The following is a 22537-nucleotide window of genomic DNA, read 5'->3' as shown; positions in this document are numbered from 1 at the left end:
AAGCTCCCTAGCGCACCCGGTCGGAGGTGACGACGTTCCGATAGGGCAGCCAAAATTGCGCGTGAACCGCAAAATTGAGCCACACGAACAAAACCGCGGCGGAATAGCCCACTACCACCAACCGCCCGAGCGCTTCGCGGCGGAACGCGAGATGCAGGCGGCCGATCACCGCCAATTGCAAGGGGAACAGGTAGAGCGAAATCCGGTCGACCGCCGTCGAACTCGGAGTGAGCGCAAGCACCGGGACCATCAGCAATCCCACTACCGCGAAGTTTCGCCAGATCCGACGCTCGACCTCGTCGAAACCGAATCGGCGGCGGGCGGCGAAATAGATGATCGCGGCCAGTGCGACCTGCGCGACGCGGATGCCCGCGCCCTGCGAGGAGTAGCGCGCGTCGACATAGTTGGTCCGGAGAACCTCTACGCTGTCCTGGAGGAAAACGGTGTAGAGCGAGATCGACAGGGCGAGGAGCAGGAGCACGTTGCTCGCCCGCGAGCGCGGAAAGACGAAGCCCATCAGCGGGAGGAGGACGATGGCGGTTCGGTGAAAGAGGGCCGCGACCAATACGTAAAGCGCGAACCGGAAGATCTCCGACCCGCGCAGCACCGCGGCCAGCCCCGCCATCAGGATCCCGAGTGCGGCCGCCTGCCGGCTGTAGCCCATGGCGACGACGACGATCAGGTAGGGCACCGCCACCACGATCACCAGCCACGGATCGGGCTGGCGCTCGGCGAAGCGCCACAGGCCCCAGGCGAACAGGCTCGAGCAGACGAGATTGACCTGCCACACTGCGCCACCACTCTTGGCGATCAGGGCGTTGACGAGCTGGTAGCCCCAGTCGCCGCGGGAGATGCTGCTGCCGAAGGAACCGAGATCGGCGCGGCTGAAGATCGCTTCATAGGTCTGCCAGTCCGCGCCGACCCTGTAGCGCAGCCCCACCATCAGCGCGACGAGCAGCATTCCGAACAACAGCCCCACGCCGCCCCGGCGAAGGTGCGCGCGGGGCGCGGCGGACGGTTCGTTGCCCCCTGCCTCGGGCATCGCGGCGTTGCCGTTCACCGGCACCGCGGCGCGGAACGCACTCCGCCCGAGCAGGCCGCCCAGCGCGAAATAGAAGAATAGGAGCCAGTAGGGGAGCATGGACAGCCGCGCTGTGGCAGGCGCGCCATCGGCTGACAAGCAAAGAGCGATTGCCTATGCTTCGGCGATGCAGCGGGACGCCGACTGGAACGACTGGCGCGCCTTCCTCGCGGTCGCGCGAAGCGGGAGCACGCTCGCCGCCGCCCGCGCGCTCCGGGTCAGCCAGACCACCGTCGCCCGCCGCATCGCCGCGCTCGAGGAAGCGCTCGACCTCGCCCTCTTCGAGCGCCGCCCGGCGGGCTATGCCCTCACCGCGCTCGGCGAAGCGCTGGTCGGTCGGGCGGAGGCGGTCGAGGAAGCCGCGCTCGCCGCCGAGGCGCAGGCCCGCGCCGCCGCCCGGGGCCGCTCGGGCACCGTCCGCATCACCGCCGAGGAAATCTTCAGCAGCGCCCTCCTCGCGCCCAATCTCGTCCCGCTGCGCGAACTTTATCCCGAGATCAGGATCGAGATCGACAATGCCGTCGGCCTGCGCGACCTCGCCGCGGGCGAAGCCGACATCGCCCTTCGCAGCAGCCGCCGGATCGAGGGGGCCGGCCTCGTCGGCCGGGTGATCGGCAAGGACGAGTGGACGCTATACTGCAGCCACGCCTACGCCCAGCGCCATGGCGTCCCCGCCACCATCGAGGCCCTGCGCGATCATGTCATCGTCGGCGGCGGCGGCGGGATGCTCGCCCGCGAATATGGCGCCTGGATCGAGCAGGCCGGCCTCGCCGACCGGGTCACGGTCGAGCAGGGAAGCGCCACGGGGCTGATGAGCGCGGTCCGCACCGGCCTCGGCATCGCGGCCCTGCCCTGCATCGTCGCGGACGCCATGCCCGACCTCATCCGCTGCGCCCCACCGCCCGAGGAAGATCGCTGCCTGTGGCTGCTCACCCACGAGCGGCTCCGCCACCAGCCCGCCGTGCGGGCCGTGATCGACTTCCTCTACGACCGCCTCATCGCCCACGTCCGCGGGCTGGAGCAGGCGGCGGCGGCTTAGGCGCTCACTCGACCGTCACGCTCTTGGCGAGGTTGCGGGGCTGGTCGACGTCGGTGCCCTTCAGCACCGCCACGTGATAGGCGAGGAGCTGGACCGGGACGGCGTATACGAGCGGCGCGATCAGCGGGTGGACGTGCGGCATCTCGATGGTCGCCATCGCCCCCTCGCCCGCCTCGGCGATCCCCTCGACATCGCTGATCAGCACGATCTTGCCGCCGCGCGCACGGACCTCCTGCATGTTGCTGACGGTCTTCTCGAACAGCGGCCCCGAGGGCGCGAGGACAATTACCGGGACCTGGTCGTCGATCAGCGCGATCGGCCCGTGCTTCATCTCGCCCGCGGCATAGCCTTCGGCGTGGATGTAGCTGATTTCCTTGAGCTTCAAGGCGCCCTCGAGCGCCATCGGATAGTCCGGGCCGCGGCCGAGGTAGAGGACATCGCGCGCCGGCACGATCAGCGGCGCCATGGCGAGGATGTCGGCGTCATGGTCGAGCGCGCGTGTCATGGCCTCGGGCGCCTCGGCGAGATGGGCGACGATCTCGCGCTCTTCCTCGGGGCTGATCCGGCCCTTGGCGCGGGCGAGGTTGACCGCGAGCGCGGCGAGCACCGCCAGCTGGCAGGTGAAGGCCTTGGTCGAGGCGACCCCGATCTCGGGCCCGGCGCGGGTCGGGAGCAGGAGGTCGGCCTCTCGCGCCATCGAGCTGGTCGGCACGTTCACCACCACCGCGATCTTCTGCCCCTGTTCGCGGGCATGGCGAAGCGCGGCGAGGGTGTCGGCGGTCTCGCCCGACTGACTAATGAAGAGGGCAAGGCCGCCCTTTTCCAGGATCGGATCGCGATAGCGGAACTCGCTCGCGACATCGATGTCGACCGGCACCCGGGCGAAGCGCTCGATCCAGTATTTGCCGACCATGCCGGCGTAATAGCTGGTGCCGCAGGCGACCATGGTCACCCGCTCGACGCCCGCGAAGTCGAAGTCGGTGGCGGGAATGGCGACTTCACCGTCGAAGGCGCGGACATAGCTCTGCAGGGTCTGGGCGACGACCACCGGCTGCTCGAAGATCTCCTTGCGCATGAAGTGCGCGTGATTGCCCTTGGAGATGGTCTCGGCCGAGGCCTCGCTGTCGACCTGCGCGCGGGTCACCGGCTGGTTGGCGCGGTCGAAGATGCGGACGTTATCGCGCTCGACAACGACCCAGTCGCCTTCCTCGAGATAGGCGATCTTCCGGGTCCAGGGCGCGAGCGCAATGGCGTCCGAGCCGAGGTAGTTCTCGCCCTCGCCATAGCCGACGGTCAGCGGCGCCCCCATGCGCGCGCCGATCACGAGGTCGGGTGCATCGCGGAACAGGAAGGCCATGGCGAAGGCGCCGTGAAGGCGCGGAAGGACGGTGGCAACCGCCTGCTCGGGGGTCGCGCCGCGCTCGATTTCGCGGGCCACGAGGTGGGCGACGACCTCGCTGTCGGTCTCGGACAGGATGGTGCGGCCCTCCGCGAGCAGTTCCTCGCGGAGCGGCTTGAAATTCTCGATGATGCCGTTGTGGACCAGCGCCACCGGCCCGGCGATGTGCGGATGGGCATTGCCCTCGGTCGGCGCGCCGTGGGTCGCCCAGCGGGTGTGCGCGATCCCGACGTCGCCGCCGAGCGGGTCCTCGGCGAGGCGCTGGGCGAGATTGTCGAGCTTGCCCTCGGCGCGGCGGCGCTGGAAGTCGCCGTCGACCACGGTGCAGATGCCGGCGCTGTCATAGCCCCGATATTCAAGCCGCTTGAGCCCCTCGAACAGCCGGGTGGCAACGGCTTGCTTGCCGACGATCGCTACAATTCCGCACATGTACAATATCCCGAGAAGGCGTCAGTCGCGCGCTCGCTAGCGGCTTCGCCGCCACACCGCATCGTTTTTCTCTCAGAAGATCGCGGGCGGGAAATCAATGTCCCTTTTCTTGTCGCCAATCCGATTTTAGACCGAACCGACAGAAGATCTGGGGGGATCCGTTGAAGACCATCGTGATTGGCGGCCTGGCTGCCGCCTTGTCGGCGACCGCGCTCGCCTCGCCGGCGTCGGCGCAGGCGACCGACACTTGCGCCATCATCGTTCGCCCGGCCGCAAAGCCAACGAGTGTCGGCGAAGATTTCGATGCGGTGAAGAGGGTCGACCAGGACCTGCGCGATTATGCCGCCGCGGCGGGCAAGCCGCTCGACTGGCTAACCCCGGAACGGCAGCTGGCGCTCATTCAGCAACTGCCGCTCGCCGCCTTGCTTCAGGTCAATGCGGGAACGATTTCCGCGGACCCCCAGCCGATCACCCGGCAGGAGGCGGTCGGCGCCCGCCCGCGGCCCGGCGATGGCTGCGCGGTGGAGGTTCTGATCCCGCAGGTCATCCTCGAGCGTGGCGGCCTTGCCCAGCGCTCGCTGCGGATTTTCGGCGTCGTCCGACGCTATCCGGCCGCAGGCGAGGAGAAGCGCTTCAGCGGCTTCACCGCCGCGCCGATGCCGGGCTTCAAGATGAAGGAGCCGGGCGACCTGCCGGCCGCGACCAGCCTGGTCGAAACGTCCTTCAAGCAGGCGGTCGAAAAGCTGCTCGCCAGCAGCAGCAGGCCGCCGAAGAAATAATCCGGAAGATAATTACCAACAGGGGGGGAATATGCGACTTCGATTTCTGCTGCCGTTCGCCGTGCTCGCGACGGCCACGCCGGCCATGGCCCAGGACTCGGCCCAGCCGGCCTGCGAACTCCACATCTGGCCCGCCGAGCGTTTCCAGGCGATGACGACCGGCTGGCTCGGCGGGGGCCTGCTCGACGCCGCCGGCCATGCCAACGGCGACAAGGCGCGCCGGTCGCATCTCGCCTCGGCGCTCGATCCGCAGGGCCAGCTCGACGCGCTGACCAAGCTCGACCTCGTCAAGCTGCTCAATCTTCCGCCGTCGAAGATCGTCACCCATGCCGAGGCGCTCGACCGCAAGACGATCAACAAGATCAAGACCCGTCGGTCGGACTCGGCCGCCACCTGCTATTCCGAGCTGATGGTGACCGACGTCTTCTACCAGAAGGCCGCGATGTGGGGCCGCTCGCTGCGGACCAGCTTCATGCTCCGCACCTTCCAGCCGGGCACGGCCGAGCCGACGATCCGCAAGACCATGGGCGGCAACGGCCTCAAGATCTTCCCGGTCAAGGAAGGCGAGGACACGACCGCCGCGGATGCCGAGCTGATCGACGTGTTCCAGCGCAACTTCAGCGAGGCGGCCGGCAACTTCGCCAAGCAGACCGCCTCGCGGTAACCGACTAGCGCTCTCCGGCTCCGGCCTTTTTCGCGCGCTGCCGTTCGCGGAAGCGGGTGGCCCAGCCGGAGAGCTGCTTCTGGTCCGCGCGGGTGACGCCGAGCGCGTCGGCCTCGACGTCGCGGGTGACGACCGAGCCCGCGCCGACGATAGCGCCCGCGCCGACCGAGACCGGCGCGACCAGCGAGCTGTTCGAGCCGATGAAGGCCCCTTCCCCGATCCGGGTCGGATATTTGAAGAAGCCGTCGTAATTGCAGGTGATGGTGCCGGCGCCGATATTGGCCTTCGCACCCACCTCGGCGTCGCCGATGTAGCTGAGGTGATTGACCTTGGCGCCGGCCCCGAGCTTCGCCTTCTTCACCTCGACGAAGTTGCCGACCTTGGCGCACTCGCCCACCATCGCGCCGGGGCGGAGCCGGGCGTAGGGGCCGACTTCGGCGCCGCGGCCGAGCGTCGCGCCCTCGAGGTGCGAGAAGGCGCGGACGACGACCGCGTCGCCGACGCTGACCTTGGGACCGAAGAAGACATTGGGCTCGATCAGCACGTCACGGCCGAGCGCCGTGTCGAAGCTGAACCAGACGGTCTCGGGATCGAGCAGGGTCGCCCCCTCGGCCATGGCGCGGGCGCGGCGCCGTTGCTGCCAGTCGCGCTCGACCCCGGCGAGCTCGGCACGGCTGTTGATCCCTGCGGTCTGCCAGGCCTCGCATTCGACCGCGACCGCGTGGCGGCCATGGCGGTTGGCGACCATCACCACGTCGGGAAGATAATATTCGCCCGCGGCATTGTCGTTGCCGACTTCGCCCAGCCAGGCGAACAGGTCGCTCGCCTTGGCCGCGAGCATGCCGCTGTTGCACAGCCGGACCGCGCGCTCCTCGGGTGAGGCGTCCTTATATTCGACCATGCGCTCGATGTGATCGCCCTGCCCCAGGATGACCCGGCCGTAAGCGGCGGGATCGGCGGGCGAGGAAGCCAGCACCACGACGCCCGGCGCGTCGGCGCGATCGAGCCGCTCTACCATCGCGCGCAGGGTCTCGGCCTCGACGCACGGCGTGTCGCCATAGAGGACGAGGACATTGCCCGAAAAGCCGGCAAGCGCATCGGCGGCCTGCGCGACCGCGTGGCCGGTGCCCTTCTGCTCGGCCTGGACGGCGATGGCGAGGTCATCGCGGCCGGCGACCGCCGCCTCGAGCTGCTCGCGACCCTTGCCGACCACCAGCACGGTGCGCTCGGCACCGATCGCCGCGACCGTGTCGAGGAGATGCATCAGCATCGGGCGTCCGGCCAGCGGATGGAGGACCTTGTGCAGGTCGGACGCCATGCGGGTGCCCTGACCCGCGGCGAGGATGACGACGGCAAGCGAATTCATGGGCGGGGGCTCTGGCACTTTGCTCCGGAAAGCGAAAGGGCCTCCGCCCGGGTGAGCGAAGGCCCCGTCATATTGCTGCTGAGGCGAGGCCTAGCCGTTGCTGCCCTCGCCGCCGCCCGAAGGCTTGCGCGGCGCGGCGCGGCGGGCAGCGCCGGCACTGGTGCGGCTGGCCGAACGGCTGCGGGTCGCGGTCGAGCGCTTGGGCGTGGCAGCGGCCGCGCCATCGGCGGCCTTGGCGGCAGCGGGCTTGCGCGCGCGGCTGGGCGCAGAAGCCGAGCGGCCGGTCCCGGTCGCTTTCTCCTTGGCGCCCGCGGCGCGCTGGCTGGCGCTGCGCTTGGCGGTGCTGGCGGCACTCGAAGCGCGGCGGGCGGTGCCGCTGCTCTTTGCCGAGGACGAGGATGAGGAGGACGAGGAACCCGACGCGCCCCCGAGGACCTTCTGCGCGGCGTCGGCGACCGCTTCGGCGATCAGCGAGCCGAGCTTGCCGACGCTGGCGGCCATCGAACTGGCGGCGCTGCTGGCGCTGTCGGCGGCGTCGAGCCCGGCATCGCGGATCTTGCGGCGGACCGACGGGCTGGCGCTGATCGCGGCCGCGGCGGCGGCGAGCCCGGCGGCGAGCATTTCCTTGCTCATCGCGGCCTTGGCCAGCTTGTCGAAGGTGTCGTTGATCGAATTGTTGTCGGCAGCGCCATTGTCCTTGCTGGCGGAACTGCTGCTGCCGCTCTGGCTGCTCGACTTGGTCGTCTTGGCTCGGGCCACGATGTCTCTCCCCTGCTGAAAGGCGTTTTCGACAAGACGATGCAGCCGTGCAACGGTTCCTCAAGTCAAGAGGCAAGGCCATGGGCTGACACGTAAAAGGGACCGTCGCTTGGCTGCGACGGCCCCTTCGACATGGTCAGCGGCCGGAGAGCTCCAGCCCGGGAGACCATTAGCGCGGGTTGTTTAGGCCCGAGTCTCCCGAACGAACTTCACCGACCTCTCTGCTGAACCATGAGACATCGGATCACCTCCTTTCGCTGTGTTGTTGGCAGCGTCAGAATGCGCGAACGGCGACATCGTTCAAGTCTTGAAATGAAGCCTAGCTTCGGCAATCCTCGATGCTTCGCGCGGGCTCCGCCGCCGACCGCAGGACCAGCGGCAAGGTCCCCTGAACATCCACCCACAAGCGCCCGCGACTGAACGAAATTGCGTCGAGCAGCGGATCGCTCGCGAGCACCATGCTGCCGGTCAGGAGGCGGTCACTGCTGGTGGTCGCGATGCGAATCGGCGCGCCCGGCACCGCGCCGGTTCGTGAGAAACTCACCCGCCGAGTGCTTCGCGTGCAACGGATCACGAGCTGGGGCCCGCGCGAATCGGAAAAGACCGCTTCGCTGGTGTCGGGACCGCTGCGCCAGCTCCACTCGCCGGCATTGATCGGACGGGTGCGCCAGTCGGCGGGCACGCCGGGGAAAGCGGCGGCCTGGAGCGCCGCGAAAAGCAGGAACAAGGGCGAAATCCTCCTAGCGCGCGAGCTTGTCGACCTTGGCGCGAAGCGCGTCGAGTTCGGCCTTGAGCGCCGTCACGTCGTCGTTCTGCGCCGCCGACGCCGGCCGCTCCTGCGGCTTCACCACCCCGGCGAGGGCCTTGGCCCCCTGCTCCATGAATTCCATCTGGCGCTTGGCCATGTCGGCGAACAGGTTGCTTCCGAAGGCGTCCTTGAACGCCGCCTGGTTCTTGGAAAAGCTCTGCATCGCCGCGTCAAGATAGCCTGGCACCATGGTCTGCATCGAATTGCCGTAGAGCGCGATCAGCTGGCGAAGGAAGCTCGCGGGGAGCATGGTTGCGCCGCCCCGTGCCTCTTCCTCGACAATGATCTGGGTCAGCGCCTGGTGGGTGATGTCCTCGCCGGTCTTGGCGTCGACCACGACGAAGTCGCGACCCTCGCGGATCATCTGCGCCAGCCGGTCGAGCGTGACATAGGTCGAGCTCTCGGTGTCGTAGAGCCGGCGATTGGCATATTTCTTGATCGTGATCTTGTGGGGAGCGGCATTCATCGGGCAGTCCTCGACAGGTGGGTCAGGACCTAGCACCGCCGTCTGCCGCACCGCAACAAACGCGCGGGCCGCGACCCCTGCCCCTCTTCCTCGCCCTCCTGCGCGATGCCGCGTTGCGAAATCCTGAACTCGGCCAGCGGGCGCTGGCGGGGCTCAGGCGTTACCAGGAAAGCGCGCCGCCGCCGCCGCGCGCGCAGCGGCCGGTGCTCGCGTCGGTCGGGGGGGCCAGCCTGCGCGATTGCGGCGGCGAGGGAGCGACGCTCATCCTCGTGCCGTCGCTGATCAACCCGCCCGACATCCTCGACCTCGATCCCGATTGCTCGCTCGCCGAGGCGCTCGCCGCGAGGCACCGCGTGCTGCTGCTCGACTGGGGTCCGGCGGCCGCGCGGGCGCAGCTCGACCTCGTCGGACATGTCGAGGCATTGCTGCTGCCGCTGCTGGCGAACGCCGGGCCGGCGACCCTCGTCGGCTATTGCCTTGGGGGCACGCTCTCGCTCGCCGCCGCCGCGCGCGACGAGCTTGCCGCCGCGGTTGTCACGCTCGCCTCCCCGTGGCGGTTCGATGCCTATCCCGACGAGGCGACCGACGTGCTGGCGCGGCTGTGGCGGGAATCGCTGCCGGTCGCCCGCCAGCTCGGTTTCCTTCCGATGGAGCTGCTGCAAACGGCCTTCTGGCAGATCGACCCCGAGCGCATCGTCACCAAGTTCGCGCGCTTCGCCGACGCAGCGCAGGGGTCGACGGAAGCCCGCCGCTTCGTCGCGCTCGAAGACTGGGCCAATGGGGGCGAAGCCCTGCCACTGCCCGCCGCTCGCGCCTTGGTCGAGGACCTGTTCGTGGCGCGTAAGGCGGGCCTTGGCCCCCTTCCCGCCTGCCCGGCCCTCCATGTGACCGCGCGCGGCGACAGGATCGTACCGGCCGCGACGCGGGCACCGGGCGAGGGAATCGACCTCCCCGCCGGTCATGTCGGAATGGTCGTCGGCCGCGACGCCGCGCGGCTCCTTCACCGCCCCCTGCTGCAATGGCTTGAAGGGCCGGGCCGCCCCCGCTAGGGCGAGCGCAAGGCACCCGTAGCTCAGCTGGATAGAGCGCTGCCCTCCGAAGGCAGAGGCCACAGGTTCGAATCCTGTCGGGTGCGCCAGCTTTGCAGATCAGACGAATGCCGTCATCCTACTTCTCCCGGCGGGATGAAACTGAGAAGCGAAGTCTTGTGGCGGCCGTCAGGAATGACCGGTATCCGCGGCGATGCCGCGAAAGCGGTCGCTGGTTTGTCGGTTGGGCAAATGTGGGCTCCCGACCCATTCCAGACATCCGTAGACGACTGGACGCGGATGGGGTGCGATTAGCATTTAGTATTCATCGTTCGGTCGCAGTCATCAGCTTTGCTCCAATGGCGGAGGGACTCTCTCCTGATCCACACCTTTGGAACTCATGATCTCTGGCGTTAAAGTAAGCAAAAGAAGGTAGAGCGCCATGCCGGCAATGGCGCCGCTCCCGCGTGGACAGTTGATCGTTTGCAGCGGCGACTTTGACGCCTTCTCACGTCTCCGCCTGAAATGTTGGTATCAGTTCTAGCAGCGTGGCGTAATGTCCCAAGCTCCAAACTGCGTTGAGAGAAAAATGCTAGTGCGCCGCCCACTATTAAGTCAGAACTGCTTGGAAGCTAAGGATCCTTGTAGGCGAGAGATAAGGACTGTCAGACTCGCTGCGAAGGTAGCTCAGAGAAATCCTTCCAAGACGAGCCGCCCTTCTAACCAGTCACTGTCCGACTAGCGCCGAATGCGCAACAAGACGGTCTTGGCTACCTTCGCAGCATTGAACACAACTAAAGCTAAGCGAAAAACCCCGTAGCGATTCGTCGCTCCGTACCGCAAAAATTTATCTCTCGCCGAGAGCCCGCCCTTTGCAAGCATGTCCGCGATCTCTTGCGACGCGAAGATTTCCAAGTACTCGCGAATCTTTGCCTCCATCATTCTCTGGTCATCCGTCTTCACGGGCCAGACATAGGCGGAGAGCATGAACACCTGCTCAAAGGCCCGCAGAACCATTCGCGCTGTGAGCCGAGGATCAAAGTCGTTGTCCCGCAACATTCTGGCGGTGAAGATATCTGCCATGGGCGCATCGAAGATCTTTGTTGATATCTTTTGAGTAATGGCCTCAGGATTGCCCCTTCGATAGTAGAAGACCCCATCGCAGAAGGCGACTTTATTGCAGGACAGAAAGAAGAGCTTAGAAGCGTAAGCATCCGCCCACGCCCCTATGTTTGGGTACATGATCTTCTTGACCACCGAAGCTCGTAGCAGAGCATTCCCCGGGATTACGGTGTCGAGGGCGAAAGTCACCGCCTCTCGATTGGTCAGCACGACGCTACGGTCGCCATGAACGCCAACGAGGCTGGGTGATGACAGCCCCAGGAAGACGAGGTCGGGAATTACGGCGTCGGCTCCCGTTTCATCAGCCCGTGTTACCATTCTCTCAATCCAGTCAGGAGAATAAAGATCATCCTGCGACGAATATACGAGGTAGTCCCCACGGCTGTGCTTGATAATCTCGTTCAGCACCTTGGGAGCGTCCCCAAGGTTCTTTTGCAACGATAGGACCCTTACCCGATGGTCTTTCGCGGCAAAGGCGGAGAGCAGCTCAAGGCTATCATCTTCGGATTTGTCGTCCGCAAATATCACCTCAAAGTCCTTAAACGTCTGCGCTTCAAGGGACTGGATCGTTTCGGGTAGATTTAGTGCGCCGTTATAAACGGGGATCATCACAGTAGCACGCGGGGACATTCGAACTCCTCGATATTGTCGCGGCACACGAGCCACTGAGTAGATCAGGCCGAGCCATAGGGATCACTGCCTCGGAGCGGAATGGTACTTTTCCGCATAGAGCGCTTTTAAAGATAGTTCCCTAGCGAGGGAATGTCCGTCCTGAGGAGCAATGAAGCACGGAGTTCACGCCTCGCTAGATTTCTCGAAACGGCGGGGTCCTCGTTCGCGCCCCGATTGTAGATAAAAGTGGGCGATAATGTTTCGGTCATCGACGAAACATCGAAGCCCGCCAAGCGACTAACCGGTCCCCGCCAACCGGAGACTGTCGCCATGATCACGTGCTTCATCCGCTACGAGCTGGACCCCAATCAGCTCCCGCAATTCGACCAATATGCCCGCAACTGGGGCACGGCGATCCCGCGTTGCGTGGCCACCCTGATTGGCTATTTCGCGCCGCACGAAGGCTCGGCGACCACGGCCTATGGGGTCTATTCGATCGAGAGCCTGGCCGCTTACGAACAATATCGGGCCCGGCTGCGCGATGATCCGCTCGGACGGGAGAATTTCGCCTTCGCGCAGAGGGAGAAATTCATCCGCCGCGAAGACCGCCTGTTCCTGCGGCTCGCCTCCGCGCCCCATGCGGAAATCGTCCGCCCGTGATCGCGGTTCTCTTCGAGGCCTGGCCGGCGGCCGGCGAACAGGATCACTATCTCGACCTTGCCGCCGCGCTCAGGCCCCAGCTCGATTTCATCGACGGTTTCATCTCGATCGGGCGCTTCGAAAGCCTGGCCGAGCCGGGGAAATTATTGTCGCTGTCGTTCTGGCGTGACAAGCAGGCGATCGCTGCCTGGCGCAACAGTCCGGAGCATCGGGCGACGCAGGCCAGGGGCCGGGCCGGGGTGTCTCGCGACTACCGCCTCCGTATTGCCGAGGTGTCACGGGACTACCGCCTCACCGATCGCGCGCAGGCACCATCTGACAGCCCGGCCGTGCACGAACGGAGCAGATGACGATCGGGCGCGACCGAGACGTGCACCTAGGGCCGTGAACTTTCCACCGCCGCGCAACGATTTCGCACGGCGTGCATTGCGCAAGCCGAGACGATCCTTGGCGAGCCGTAACGACACCTCTTCCGCGCCCGGCGCCGACTACGAGTTCAAGCCTCATGAGCGCCCCTTCATGCCCGGCTCGCCCGCGACGCCGGAGCATCCGCTTCCGCGGCGGATCGGCTATTTCCTGATCGGGGTGCTGATCTCGATCAGCGCCGGTCTCGCCAACGGAATCCTCGTCGCCAACCTGCCGCAAATCCAGGGCGACCTCGGCCTGACCCCGGTCGAGGGCGGGTGGATCGCGGCGGCTTATTCCATGACCAACGTCTGCACGAGCTTCGTGCTGATCAAGTTTCGCCAGCAATTCGGGCTGCAGCGAATCACCCGCGTGTTCCTGATCGGGTTCGTGCTGCTGACGGGCCTGCAGATCTTCGTCCACGGCTTCTGGACCGAGGTCTCGGTTCGCGCCGCCGCCGGGGTCATCGCGGCCGGGTTCAGCCCGCTGGGCTTCTTCTACATCATGCAGGCGATGCCCCCGGCGGCGCGATTGGGGGGCATGATCATGGGCATCGGCCTTGGCCAGATCGCGCTTCCGCTGGCCCGCTTCCTGTCGCCGCTGCTGCTGGTGAACGGCGATCTCCAGACGCTTTACCTGTTCGAATTCGGGCTGGCGCTCATCTGCTTCGGCTGCGTCGCGCTCCTTCGCCTGCCGCCAAGCGAGCGCGCGCCGGTGTTCGAGAAGCTCGACGCGGTCACCATGACGCTATTCGCGCCGGGCATCGCGCTCTTGACCGCCGTCCTCGTCCAAGGGCGGATCGTGTGGTGGACGACGCCCTGGATCGGCTACGCGCTCGCGGCCTCGGTGGTTCTCATCGGCGCGGCGATGCTGATCGAGCACAATCGCGCCAATCCGATGCTCAACACCCGCTGGATCGCAAGCCGGGCGATCATCCGCTTCGCCGCCATTGCCGCGGTGATGCGCGTGCTGCTGAGCGAACAGGGCTATGGTTCGATCGGGCTGCTGACCTTGGTCGGCATGGGCCAGGACCAGCTGGTCCACTTCTACCTCATCGTCACCCTCGCAAGCCTCGCCGGGCTCGCGGTCGGACTTTACACGATGACCCCCACCGACCTCCTTCGCCCGATCGTGGTCTCGATCGCGCTGATCGGGATCGCCGCGTGGATGGACGCCGACGCCTCGAACCTCACCCGGCCCGACAACCTGCTCCTGAGCCAGGCGATGATCGCCTTTGCGACCATCCTCTTTACCGGACCGACGATGATGGCCGGCGTGCTTCGCGCCTTGTCCAAGGGGCCGAGCCACATGGTCAGCTTCTCGGCGGTGTTCGGCGTCTCGCAGACCATCGGCGGTCTCGGCGGAACCGCGCTGCTCGGCACCTTCCAGTTCATCCGCCAGAAATTCCACAGCCACGAGCTGGTCCAGTCGATCGTCGCCACCGATCCCCTCGTCGTGCAGCGGCTCCAGCAGCTGGGCGGCGCCTACGGCCGGGTGGTCGGCGATCCCGTCCTCCGCCAGGCGCAGGGCGCCGCGACCTTGAGCGCGCAGGTCAGCCGCGAGGCCGCGATCCTCGCCTTCAACGACGTCTTCCTGTTGATCGCCTTCCTCGCCGCGCTCGCCTTCCTGTGGCTCGGCGGGCGCTGGCTGGTGCTTCGTGTGCGTGGCGTAAACCCCCTGGCGGCGGACCTCGCCGCGCTACAGAAGATGCTTGCGAACCGCTGATGGCCAACGACACTACCGCCCCCACCCCCGTCGCCGACCCGGTCGGCTCGAGCGACCAGCGGCGCACCGCCGCGCCGCCGCAGTTCGAGCCCGAGACGCACGAGCGGCTGACCGACCCCATCGAGGCCGACACGCCCGCCCCCGAGAAACGGTCGCGCGGCTGGGCACCGCCGCGCTCGGGGCTGAAGGGCACGCTCGCCTTCGTCGCGATCCTGATCGCGGGCGCGCTGCTTGTCCTCTATGCCTGGGGGCTGCCGCCGTTCGTCACCAGCGTGCAGACCACCGACAATGCCTATGTCCGCGGCCAGACCACGGTGATCGCGCCGCAGGTCAACGGCTATGTGACGCAGGTCTTCGTGCAGGACTTCAGCCAAGTGAAGGCCGGCCAGCCGCTCGCCCGGATCGACGACCGCATCTACCGCCAGCGGGTCCAGCAAGCCGAGGCGGCGATCGCGGCGCAGCAGGCGAGCCTTGCCAATTCGCAGCAGAGCCGCCGGTCGAGCGAGGCGCAGGTCGCCGGCCAGACCGCCGCGGTCGCCAATGCCCGCGCCCAGCTCGCCAAGGCGCGTGCCGACATGGCGCGGGTCAACGAATTGGTCGCTGAGCGCTCGCTGTCCCTGCGCGAACGAGACCAGACGCTTGCCGCGCTCCGCCAGGCCGAGGCCGCGGTGCTCCAGGCCGAGGCGCAGCGGTCGGTGGCTGAGGAGCAGGTGCGGACGGTGACGGTCGGCCGCGGCGGACTCGAGGCCGGGGTCGCCAATGCCCAGGCCCAGCTTCGCCTCGCGCAAATCGACCTTGCCAACACCATCATCCGCGCGCCGCAGGATGGGCAGGTGAGCGAGCTCGGGGTCCGGCTCGGCCAATATGTCACCGCCGGCAGCCAGATGATGTTCCTGGTGCCAAAGACCGTCTGGGTCGTCGCCAACTTCAAGGAAGCGCAGACCGCGAAGATCGTCCCCGGCCTGAAGGCGCGAATCCGGGTCGATGCGCTTGGCGGCGAGGAACTGACCGGTACCGTCCAGCAGCTCGCCCCCGCGGCGGGAAGCGAGTTCAGCGTCATCCGACCCGACAATGCGACCGGCAATTTCGTCAAGGTCGCGCAGCGGATCGCGGTCCGGATCGCGATCGACCCCGGCCAGCGGCTCGCCCAGCGGCTCCGCCCCGGCATGTCGGTCGAGGCGCGGATCGACACGGCGGGGGTCAAGTGAGGCGGGCGCTCGGGCCCCTCGCGGCCGCGGGCCTTCTCGCCGCCTGCGTGCCCGCCACCCCGCCCCTTCCCGAGGGCGTGGCCGTGATCCCGAACAGCGGCTGGCGGACTCCGCTCACCGCCACCGTCCCGCTCGACAAGGCGTGGTGGAACGGCTTCGGCGATCCGGTCCTGACCGCGCTCGTCGAGACCGCGCTCGCCAATAACAGCGACATCGCCATCGCCGCCGCTCGGGTCCGCGAAGCGCGGGCGCAGGAGCAGATCGCCCGCGCCGCCTTTCTCCCATCGCTCGACGCCGGCGTGGGCGTGCAGGAGGCGCGCACCGTCAGTCCCTTCGGTACGCCATCGACCAACACCAGCGCCCAGCCGCTTCTCCAGGCATCCTACGAGCTCGACCTGTTCGGCCGGGTGCGGGAAACCGCCTCTGCCGCGCGCTCGGCCTATCTCGCCAGCGCCGCGGCACGCGATGCCGCGGCCCTCAGCGTCGCCGGCGCGACCGCCAGCGGCTACCTCACCCTGCGCGGCCTCGACTCCCGGCTCGCCATCGCCGAGCAGACCGTCGCCAGCCGGACCGAGGCACTTCGGATCAGCCGCAACCGGGCGCGGGTCGGCTATACGAGCGACCTCGAGCTGCGCCAGGCCGAAGCCGAATATCGCTCGACCACCCAGCTGCTGCCGCAGCTCCGCCTCGCCATCGCCCGGCAGGAGAATGCCCTCGCGCTCTTGACCGGCACTACCCCGCGCGACGTCATCCGTGGCCGCAGCCTTGCCGAATTGAGGCCCCTGCCCGTTCCCGCCTTGCTGCCGTCCGAGCTGCTCCGCCGCCGCCCCGACATCGCCAGCGCCGAATATCAGGTGGCGGCGAGCGACAGCTCGCTGGCCGCCGCGCGCGCGCAATTTTTGCCGCGCATCAACCTCGCCGCCAGCCTCGGCGCGGTCATTTCGGGCGCGCTCGGCGATCCCGTCAGCATCTGGTCGCTGGGCGCGAGCGTCCTCGCCCCGATATTCCAGGGCGGGCGGCTGTCGGGCAATCTCAACGCCAGCGCCGCGCGCCGTGACCAGGCGCTCTTCACCTATCGCAAGACCGCGCTCACCGCCTTCCGCGAGGTCGACGACGCTTTGGCCGCGGTCCGCCGGCTCGGCGAGCAGCGCCGCGAATTGTCGCTCCAGCGCGTGGCCCTCGCCGACGCCCTCAGGCACGCGACCAATCGCTACGAAGCGGGCTACACCTCCTATCTCGAGCAGCTCGACGCCCAGCGCGCCTTGCTCGCCACCGACCTCAATCTCGCCCAGCTGCGGACCGACGAGCTCAACGCGACCGTGGCGCTCTACCAGGCGATGGGCGGCGGCTGGAGCGGCCCGCCGGCCCCCTAGGCCGCGGTCCGGACCACGCCCGCCGCGCGGACGTGATCGAGCGTCGGATAGCCGTTGACCGCCATCAGGAGATCGGCCTCGGCGAGGATGCAGCGAAGGACGTGGGCGGCGCCCTCGGCCCCGTCGAGCGCAAGGCCATAGACATAGGGCCGGCCGATTCCGACCATCCGCGCGCCCATCGCCACCGCCTTGATCGCGTCGGTGCCCGAGCGGATCCCGCTGTCGAACAGAACCGGGGTCGAGCCGGCGGCCTCGACCACATCGGCAAGCATGTCGATCGCCGCGATGCCGCCATTGGCCTGGCGTCCGCCGTGGTTCGAGACGTAGATGGCGTCGGCGCCGAGGTCGATCGCGCGGCGCGCGTCATCCGGGTGGCAGATCCCCTTCAGGACCAGTGGCAGCTTGCTCAGCGACTTCAGCCAGGAAAGATGCTCGAAGGTCAGCACCTTGCCGAAGGTCTGGGCCCAGGCCGCGATCGCCGCCTGCGGATCGTCCTCGGGCGACCGGGCCAGCCGCGAGCGGAAGACGGGATCGCTGAAATAATTGTGGAGCACCGCGCCGCGCAGCTGGGGGAAGGTCGCGGTGTTGAGGTCTCGCGGTCGCCAGCCCGTCACCCAGGTGTCGAGCGTCACCACCAGCGCGCTCGCCCCCGCACGTTCGGCCCGGGCGACGAGGCTCTGGGCCAGTTCCTCGTCCTTGGGCGTATAGAGCTGGAAGAAGAAGGGCGTGTCGCCCGTCGCCGCCGCGACCTGTTCGATCGGATCATTGGCGAGCGTCGAGAGGCAGAAGGGCACGCCGGTCGCCGCCGACGCCTTGGCCGCGGCCAGGTCGCCATGCTGGTCGGCGGTGACGAAGCCGTTGACCCCGACCGGGGCCATGAAAAGCGGGCTTGGAAAGCGGCGGCCGAACAGTTCGACCGAGAGGTCGCGCGTCGTGGAGTCGAGCAGCATCCGCGGCACCATCCCCCAGTGGCGGAAGGCGACGGCGTTGCTGTCCTGCGTCCATTCGTCGCCGCAGCCGCCCTGGACGTAATTGCGCGCGTCGCGCGGCATGGCGGCCTCGGCCTGGCGCTGGAGCGAGGCGAAGTCGGTCGGGAGCTTGGGCACCACCCCGCCCAGCCCGGCCATGTAGATGCTCGTCTGGAAGTCACCGTAGTGCATGCCCGCTCCCGCCTCAGCCCGCCGACGCCTCCCGCGCCGCCGGCTCGCCTTTCGCGGTCGCCCGGTCGAGAAGGTAGTCGTCCGGGTCCGCCCTGCGGGTCATGCGCCAGAAATCGTCGTTCCGCCACGGGGTGATGGCGACGATCCGACCGCGCGAATTGCGATACCAATTGTCGGCCCCGCGGTGGGTCCAGACCATTTTCTCATGCGCGGCATCAACCTTCGCACGATAGGCATCATAGACCTCCGGGCGAACCTCGATCGTCTCCGCGCGCGAACCGGAAAGGAGCTTCAGTATCTCCAGAATATAATGCATTTGGTTCTCGATAGAGCGGATCATGCTGCCGCCGTGACCGGAACCGACATTGGGGCCGAGGAGGATGAAGAAATTGGGAAAGCCCGGCACCGCGGTGCCGAGATAGGCTGACGCATTGTCGATTTCCCAGACCTCGCGCAGCACCGCCCCATCGCGGCCGACGACATCGTAGGATCCAAGCACCTCGGCCGCCTTGAAGCCGGTCGCGAGCACCAAGACGTCGGCCTCGACCCGCTCGCCATTGCCGGCGACGAGGACACCTTCCTCGACCCGGCTCAGTCGGTCCGCGACCAAGCGGACGTTGTCGCGGCGGAGCGCGCGGTACCAGCCGTTGTCGAGCAGCATGCGCTTGGCGAACGGGGGGAAGTCCGGGAGCACCTTGTCGAGCAGGTCCTGCCGGTCGCCCAGCTGGTCGACGACATATTGCGTGAAGAAGCGGCGGTGCCCATCATTGACGGCGTTCAGCGACCGCTGCGGCTCGGGCCAGCTCGGGTCCTTGAACAGCGAGCTATGGATCCGGTCGTTGAAGGTCCAGGTCAGGCGCTGCTCATACCATTGGCGGTAGAGCGGCACCGCCTGCATGAGGTAGCGCACGTCGGCCGGAATCTCGCGGCGATATTGCGGGAAAGGCGCGGCCCACTGCTTCGAACGGGCGAAGATGCTGAGCTCGGCGACGCGCGGGGCGATCTCGGGAACGAGCTGCATCGCCGACGCGCCGTTGCCGACCACCGCGACCTTCTTGCCGGTGACGTCCAGATCCTCGGGCCATTCGGCGGTGTGGACGACGGGCCCGGCGAAGCTTTCGATCCCCGGAATGGCGGGCTTCTGCGGGACATTCAGCACCCCGACCGCGCTCAGCACGACGTCGGCGCGGGCGACGAAGCGGCTGCCGTCGGCCTTGGCCGCGCTCACCTCCCACTGGCGATCTTCCTCGATCCAGCGGACTTCCTCGACCCGGGTCCCGAAGCGGACATGGTCGCGCACGCCGAAGCGATCGGCGACCGCCGACAGGTAGCGGCGGATCTCGCTCTGGAGCGGGAAATAATGCGCCCAGTCCCATTCGGCGAAGGAGAAGGTGTAGGTGAGGTTGGGTGTGTCGACGCCGCAGCCGGGATAGCGGTTCTCGAACCACGTGCCGCCGACATCCTCGTTCTTCTCGAAGATTTCCCAGGCGACGCCCGCCTGCGTCAGGTTGACCGCCGCGCACAGGCCCGAGATCCCGCCCCCGACGATGATCGCTTTCAGCGGGCGGCCCGGGGCCAGGGCCGGATCGGGGCGACGAAGACCGAGGTTGAAGGCGATGATCTCGCCATATTCGGGCGGCACCGGCTCGCCCATCGCGACCGCCAGCATCGCCGCGAGGCGGGTGTCGGCCGGATCGGGATCGGCGACGGGGGCGCCGTCGAGCCAGGCGAAGATGGCGTCGCGCGCGGCGGCGCGGATTTCCTGCTGGATGGCGGGGTCGAGCCCGCCATCGTCATTGTCGTCGAGGCCCCCGGCGCGACTCGGCGCATAGGGATCGGCAAGCCAGCGCGAGTCGCCGGTCAGCTGGACCAGTACCATCAGCAACGAGGGGATGTTGGCCTGCGCGATTCCATTCGCGAGCCGGTCCCGATCAATGGCCATCTTCGCTTTGTCGCCCACCCGCAAATCCCGCATTTCAAATAGATACTCGTCAGTAGCTCAAGTGCCCGCCGACGTCCAGTCGAGGCGAGAAATTGACCGCTTGCCCTACTCAAAATTCTCGACTTATACTGGCGAGTAGGAGGCGCGGTCGTCGCGCGGAGGAGGGCCCCATGAAATCGCATCACCTGCTTCACTCGGCTGCCTGGCTGGCCGGTCTCACACTCGCTTTTCCCGCCGCCGCTCAGGCGCAAGCCGCCGCCGATTCGACCGCCGCTGCGGAGGCCACCGCGCAACCCGCCGATCCAACCCCCGCCCCTGCCCCCAGCGACAATGCCGGCGACATCGTCGTCACCGCGACCAAGCAGTCGCTCTCGCTTGCCAAGACCCCGGCGGCGATCAGCGCGATCCGCTCGGACGAGATCATGCCCGGCGGGATCCAGAATATTGGCGACCTCCAGACGGTCGTCCCCAATGTCTCGATCGGCGACCAGTTCGGCGTCAATCGCACCTTCGTGCGCGGCATCGGCCTCACCAGCATCGACCTCGGTGCCGATGGCGCGGTCGCCTTTCTCCAGGACGGCGCGATCATCTCGCGCCCCTCGGCCCAGCTCAGCGGCTTCTACGACCTCGACCAGATCGAGGTGCTGCGCGGGCCCCAGGGCACCCTCTACGGGCGCGGCGCGACCGGCGGCGCGATCAACCTCGTCGTCAAGAAGCCGACCACCACACCCGAGGGCTATGCCCGGCTGACCATCGGCAATTATCAGAGCCGCGTGCTCGAGGCCGCGGTCGGCGGGCCGATCGCCGACGACAAGCTCATGGTCCGGGTCGCGGGCAAATATGAGAAGCGCGACGGCTACGGGAAGAATCTCTTCACCGGGCGCGACATCGACGACCGCGACGCCTACGCCTTCCGCGGCGTCCTCGTCAGTCGCCTCACCCCCGACGTCAAGCTGACCCTCATCGGCGACCACAGCCGCGAAAAGGACGCCAATTACGCCTTCCACTATTTCGGGCCATCGATCGTCCCCGACGCGGCGCTTCCTCACAAGCTGATCGGCGGCCAGTCGATCATCGATTATTACGCCGCCCGCGGTGAGAAGCCCAATTTCCGCAACATCTATTCGGACGAGGAGCCGCTCAACCGCCGCAGGGGTACGGGCGTCACCGGGATCCTCGACTTCAACCTCGGCGACGTGGCGATCAAGTCGACTACCGCCTATCGCAAGTTCCGCCGCTTCAACCGCGACGACCTCGATGTCAGCGACGTGTGGATGTACGGCCGCAACGACTACACCGAGGACAGCAAGTCGTTCAGCCAGGAACTGACCGGCAATTACTCCGCCGGCAACGTCACACTGCTGGGCGGCCTCATGTATTTCCGCGAGAAGCTGTTCGGCGAGGTGCGGGTGCCGACCGTCAACCTTGGCGTCCTGTTCGGGCTTCCGGCCGACATCTTCGACGATGGATTCTACCTCCAGCGCGGCACGGTGAAGACCAAGGCCTATGGCGCCTTCCTGCAGGGCAGCTACCAGGTCACGCCCGAGCTCAAGATCACCGCCGGCGCGCGCTACAATTACGAGCGGCGCGCAGGCAGCGGCTTCTTCCGCTTCGATGCGATCGGTGTGAACGTGCCGACCGACAAGAAGAAGGGCTGGAGCGCGATCACGCCCAAGTTCCTGGTCGAATATGAGCCCGACGCCGACACCCTGCTCTACGGAACCATCACGCGCGGCTTCAAGTCGGGGGTCATCAACGTCGGCAGCGCCAATGCGGTCATCGATCCCGAATTCGTCTGGAATTACGAAGCGGGCTTCAAGCGCAAGCTGTTCGACCGCCGCGTGCTGCTAAGCGGCGCGGTCTTCTATTACGACTACAAGGATCTGCAGGTCGGCTTCGTCAACGCGCAGAGCATCGTCGAAACGGTCAACGCCGCCTCCGCCCGCAACTATGGCGCCGAGCTCGAGGTGCAGGGCAAGGTCACCGACCAGCTCAACCTCAACGCCTATGGCGCCTATCTCAACGCCCGCTTCACCGATTTCTGCAACGGCTATTACGGCGCCGCCGTGCCGCGGCCGGGGATCAGCTACAAAGCCTGTTCGAGCGATCCGGCGCTGGCGGACCTCAGCGGCAAGCGGCTGCCCAACGCGCCTTCCTTCAGCTTCGGCGGCGGGTTCGACTACACCGTGCCGCTCGGCCGTTCGAAGATCGTCGCCGACGCCGACATGTCCTACCAGAGCAAGGTCTATTTCACCGAGTTCAACAACTATGATGCCGAACAGAAGGGCTATGCGCTCTTCAATGCCGGGCTGACCTATTACACGCCCGGCGAGCGCTTCATGGTCCGCGGCTGGGTCAAGAACATCGGCGACAAATATGTGGTCGCCAACAACATCATCACCGCGGCGACCTTCGCCTACGTACGGGTCGGCTCGCTGATGCCGCCGCGGACCTACGGCCTGACGCTCGGAACCAAATTCTAGGCGCAGGGACAGCGCCGGACCGGCCTCGC

General features: G+C 67.1%; 19 protein-coding genes and 1 tRNA gene. 11 read left to right on the top strand and 9 right to left on the bottom strand.

Annotation, left to right across the window (positions count from 1 at the left end):
- Positions 1–7: 7 nt before the first annotated feature.
- Positions 8–1141 carry an EpsG family protein gene (locus tag BS69_RS0111310; RefSeq protein ID WP_051676774.1) on the bottom strand — a complete coding sequence of 378 codons (1134 nt, stop codon included), beginning with the start codon at positions 1139–1141 and terminating at the stop codon, positions 8–10.
- A gap of 67 nt (positions 1142–1208) precedes the next feature.
- Between BS69_RS0111310 and BS69_RS0111305 the strand changes: the two genes are divergently transcribed.
- Positions 1209–2120 (top strand): LysR family transcriptional regulator, encoded by a 912-nt coding sequence (locus BS69_RS0111305; RefSeq protein ID WP_051676773.1) that lies wholly within the window; start codon positions 1209–1211, stop codon positions 2118–2120.
- Positions 2121–2124: 4 nt separating this feature from the next.
- Here BS69_RS0111305 and glmS read toward each other — a convergent pair whose 3' ends face one another.
- Entirely contained in the window at positions 2125–3948 is a 1824-nt protein-coding gene (glmS, locus tag BS69_RS0111300) for a glutamine--fructose-6-phosphate transaminase (isomerizing) (protein WP_029942059.1), read from the bottom strand.
- Between the two features lie 161 nt (positions 3949–4109).
- Here glmS and BS69_RS0111295 point away from each other — a divergent pair, with 161 nt between their 5' ends.
- On the top strand, positions 4110–4727 hold the full coding sequence (locus BS69_RS0111295; RefSeq protein ID WP_029942058.1) for a hypothetical protein: 618 nt from the start codon (positions 4110–4112) through the stop codon (positions 4725–4727).
- Positions 4728–4758: 31 nt separating this feature from the next.
- On the top strand, positions 4759–5391 hold the full coding sequence (locus tag BS69_RS0111290) for a hypothetical protein (protein WP_029942057.1): 633 nt from the start codon (positions 4759–4761) through the stop codon (positions 5389–5391).
- 4 nt (positions 5392–5395) lie between these two features.
- Here BS69_RS0111290 and glmU read toward each other — a convergent pair whose 3' ends face one another.
- The 4 genes from glmU to phaR all read right to left on the bottom strand — a co-directional run bounded on the left by glmU (position 5396) and on the right by phaR (position 8790).
- Complete coding sequence (gene glmU, locus BS69_RS0111285) at positions 5396–6757, bottom strand: bifunctional UDP-N-acetylglucosamine diphosphorylase/glucosamine-1-phosphate N-acetyltransferase GlmU (RefSeq protein ID WP_029942056.1); 1362 nt, start codon at positions 6755–6757, stop codon at positions 5396–5398.
- Positions 6758–6847: 90 nt separating this feature from the next.
- Positions 6848–7516: a hypothetical protein gene (locus tag BS69_RS13785; protein ID WP_051676772.1), complete on the bottom strand. Its 669-nt coding sequence runs from the start codon at positions 7514–7516 to the stop codon at positions 6848–6850.
- A gap of 319 nt (positions 7517–7835) precedes the next feature.
- Positions 7836–8243: a hypothetical protein gene (locus BS69_RS0111270; RefSeq protein WP_051676771.1), complete on the bottom strand. Its 408-nt coding sequence runs from the start codon at positions 8241–8243 to the stop codon at positions 7836–7838.
- A 13-nt stretch (positions 8244–8256) separates the two neighbouring features.
- Positions 8257–8790 carry a polyhydroxyalkanoate synthesis repressor PhaR gene (phaR, locus tag BS69_RS0111265; RefSeq protein WP_029942053.1) on the bottom strand — a complete coding sequence of 178 codons (534 nt, stop codon included), beginning with the start codon at positions 8788–8790 and terminating at the stop codon, positions 8257–8259.
- Positions 8791–8903: 113 nt separating this feature from the next.
- On the opposite strand from phaR, the gene BS69_RS0111260 reads away from it, so the two are divergent.
- Together BS69_RS0111260 and BS69_RS0111255 are read left to right on the top strand one after the other, a co-directional pair.
- Complete coding sequence (locus tag BS69_RS0111260; RefSeq protein ID WP_051676770.1) at positions 8904–9839, top strand: alpha/beta fold hydrolase; 936 nt, start codon at positions 8904–8906, stop codon at positions 9837–9839.
- Positions 9840–9851: 12 nt separating this feature from the next.
- A tRNA-Arg gene (locus BS69_RS0111255) sits at positions 9852–9928 on the top strand.
- 628 nt (positions 9929–10556) lie between these two features.
- Here BS69_RS0111255 and BS69_RS0111250 read toward each other — a convergent pair.
- Positions 10557–11570, bottom strand: coding sequence for a glycosyltransferase family 2 protein (locus BS69_RS0111250; RefSeq protein ID WP_084184604.1), 1014 nt, complete (start codon positions 11568–11570; stop codon positions 10557–10559).
- A gap of 312 nt (positions 11571–11882) precedes the next feature.
- Between BS69_RS0111250 and BS69_RS0111245 the strand changes: the two genes are divergently transcribed.
- The 5 genes from BS69_RS0111245 (at position 11883) to BS69_RS0111225 (ending at position 16923) form a co-directional block, all read left to right on the top strand.
- Positions 11883–12212: an NIPSNAP family protein gene (locus tag BS69_RS0111245; protein WP_029942050.1), complete on the top strand. Its 330-nt coding sequence runs from the start codon at positions 11883–11885 to the stop codon at positions 12210–12212.
- Positions 12209–12562, top strand: coding sequence for an antibiotic biosynthesis monooxygenase family protein (locus BS69_RS0111240; protein ID WP_029942049.1), 354 nt, complete (start codon positions 12209–12211; stop codon positions 12560–12562). Before BS69_RS0111245 ends, BS69_RS0111240 begins: the two co-directional genes overlap by 4 nt.
- Before the next feature lie 97 nt (positions 12563–12659).
- On the top strand, positions 12660–14342 hold the full coding sequence (locus BS69_RS0111235) for an MFS transporter (protein WP_037504839.1): 1683 nt from the start codon (positions 12660–12662) through the stop codon (positions 14340–14342).
- On the top strand, positions 14342–15550 hold the full coding sequence (locus BS69_RS0111230; RefSeq protein ID WP_084184602.1) for an HlyD family secretion protein: 1209 nt from the start codon (positions 14342–14344) through the stop codon (positions 15548–15550). Before BS69_RS0111235 ends, BS69_RS0111230 begins: the two co-directional genes overlap by 1 nt.
- Positions 15547–16923, top strand: coding sequence for an efflux transporter outer membrane subunit (locus BS69_RS0111225; protein ID WP_029942046.1), 1377 nt, complete (start codon positions 15547–15549; stop codon positions 16921–16923). The genes BS69_RS0111230 and BS69_RS0111225 overlap by 4 nt, the downstream gene beginning before the upstream one ends.
- On the opposite strand, the gene BS69_RS0111220 is transcribed toward BS69_RS0111225, so the two are convergent.
- Both BS69_RS0111220 and BS69_RS0111215 read right to left on the bottom strand, forming a co-directional pair.
- Positions 16920–18083, bottom strand: coding sequence for an alpha-hydroxy-acid oxidizing protein (locus tag BS69_RS0111220; RefSeq protein WP_029942045.1), 1164 nt, complete (start codon positions 18081–18083; stop codon positions 16920–16922). The genes BS69_RS0111225 and BS69_RS0111220 overlap by 4 nt on opposite strands.
- Positions 18084–18096: 13 nt before the next feature.
- Positions 18097–20025 carry a flavin-containing monooxygenase gene (locus BS69_RS0111215; RefSeq protein WP_037504886.1) on the bottom strand — a complete coding sequence of 643 codons (1929 nt, stop codon included), beginning with the start codon at positions 20023–20025 and terminating at the stop codon, positions 18097–18099.
- Between the two features lie 170 nt (positions 20026–20195).
- Between BS69_RS0111215 and BS69_RS0111210 the strand changes: the two genes are divergently transcribed.
- A complete protein-coding gene (locus BS69_RS0111210; RefSeq protein WP_029942043.1) occupies positions 20196–22508 on the top strand; it encodes a TonB-dependent receptor in 2313 nt (770 codons plus the stop codon).
- Positions 22509–22537: the final 29 nt, after the last annotated feature.

Origin of the sequence: Sphingomonas astaxanthinifaciens DSM 22298 (assembly GCF_000711715.1) — a bacterium.
Taxonomy (GTDB): domain Bacteria; phylum Pseudomonadota; class Alphaproteobacteria; order Sphingomonadales; family Sphingomonadaceae; genus Sphingomicrobium; species Sphingomicrobium astaxanthinifaciens_A.
The sequence above is the reverse complement of the archived record's forward strand: the minus strand, read 5'-3'. Positions and strand labels throughout refer to the sequence as shown.

What these genes read in the sequence shown, in the direction of transcription:
- BS69_RS0111310 (WP_051676774.1), bottom strand. Translation starts at nt 1,141, where the DNA reads ATGCTCCCCTACTGGCTCCTATTCTTCTATTTCGCGCTGGGCGGCCTG.
- BS69_RS0111305 (WP_051676773.1), top strand. Translation starts at nt 1,209, where the DNA reads ATGCAGCGGGACGCCGACTGGAACGACTGGCGCGCCTTCCTCGCGGTC.
- glmS (WP_029942059.1), bottom strand. Translation starts at nt 3,948, where the DNA reads ATGTGCGGAATTGTAGCGATCGTCGGCAAGCAAGCCGTTGCCACCCGG.
- BS69_RS0111290 (WP_029942057.1), top strand. Translation starts at nt 4,759, where the DNA reads ATGCGACTTCGATTTCTGCTGCCGTTCGCCGTGCTCGCGACGGCCACG.
- glmU (WP_029942056.1), bottom strand. Translation starts at nt 6,757, where the DNA reads ATGAATTCGCTTGCCGTCGTCATCCTCGCCGCGGGTCAGGGCACCCGC.
- phaR (WP_029942053.1), bottom strand. Translation starts at nt 8,790, where the DNA reads ATGAATGCCGCTCCCCACAAGATCACGATCAAGAAATATGCCAATCGC.
- BS69_RS0111250 (WP_084184604.1), bottom strand. Translation starts at nt 11,570, where the DNA reads ATGTCCCCGCGTGCTACTGTGATGATCCCCGTTTATAACGGCGCACTA.
- BS69_RS0111245 (WP_029942050.1), top strand. Translation starts at nt 11,883, where the DNA reads ATGATCACGTGCTTCATCCGCTACGAGCTGGACCCCAATCAGCTCCCG.
- BS69_RS0111230 (WP_084184602.1), top strand. Translation starts at nt 14,342, where the DNA reads ATGGCCAACGACACTACCGCCCCCACCCCCGTCGCCGACCCGGTCGGC.
- BS69_RS0111220 (WP_029942045.1), bottom strand. Translation starts at nt 18,083, where the DNA reads ATGCACTACGGTGACTTCCAGACGAGCATCTACATGGCCGGGCTGGGC.
- BS69_RS0111215 (WP_037504886.1), bottom strand. Translation starts at nt 20,025, where the DNA reads ATGGCCATTGATCGGGACCGGCTCGCGAATGGAATCGCGCAGGCCAAC.
- BS69_RS0111210 (WP_029942043.1), top strand. Translation starts at nt 20,196, where the DNA reads ATGAAATCGCATCACCTGCTTCACTCGGCTGCCTGGCTGGCCGGTCTC.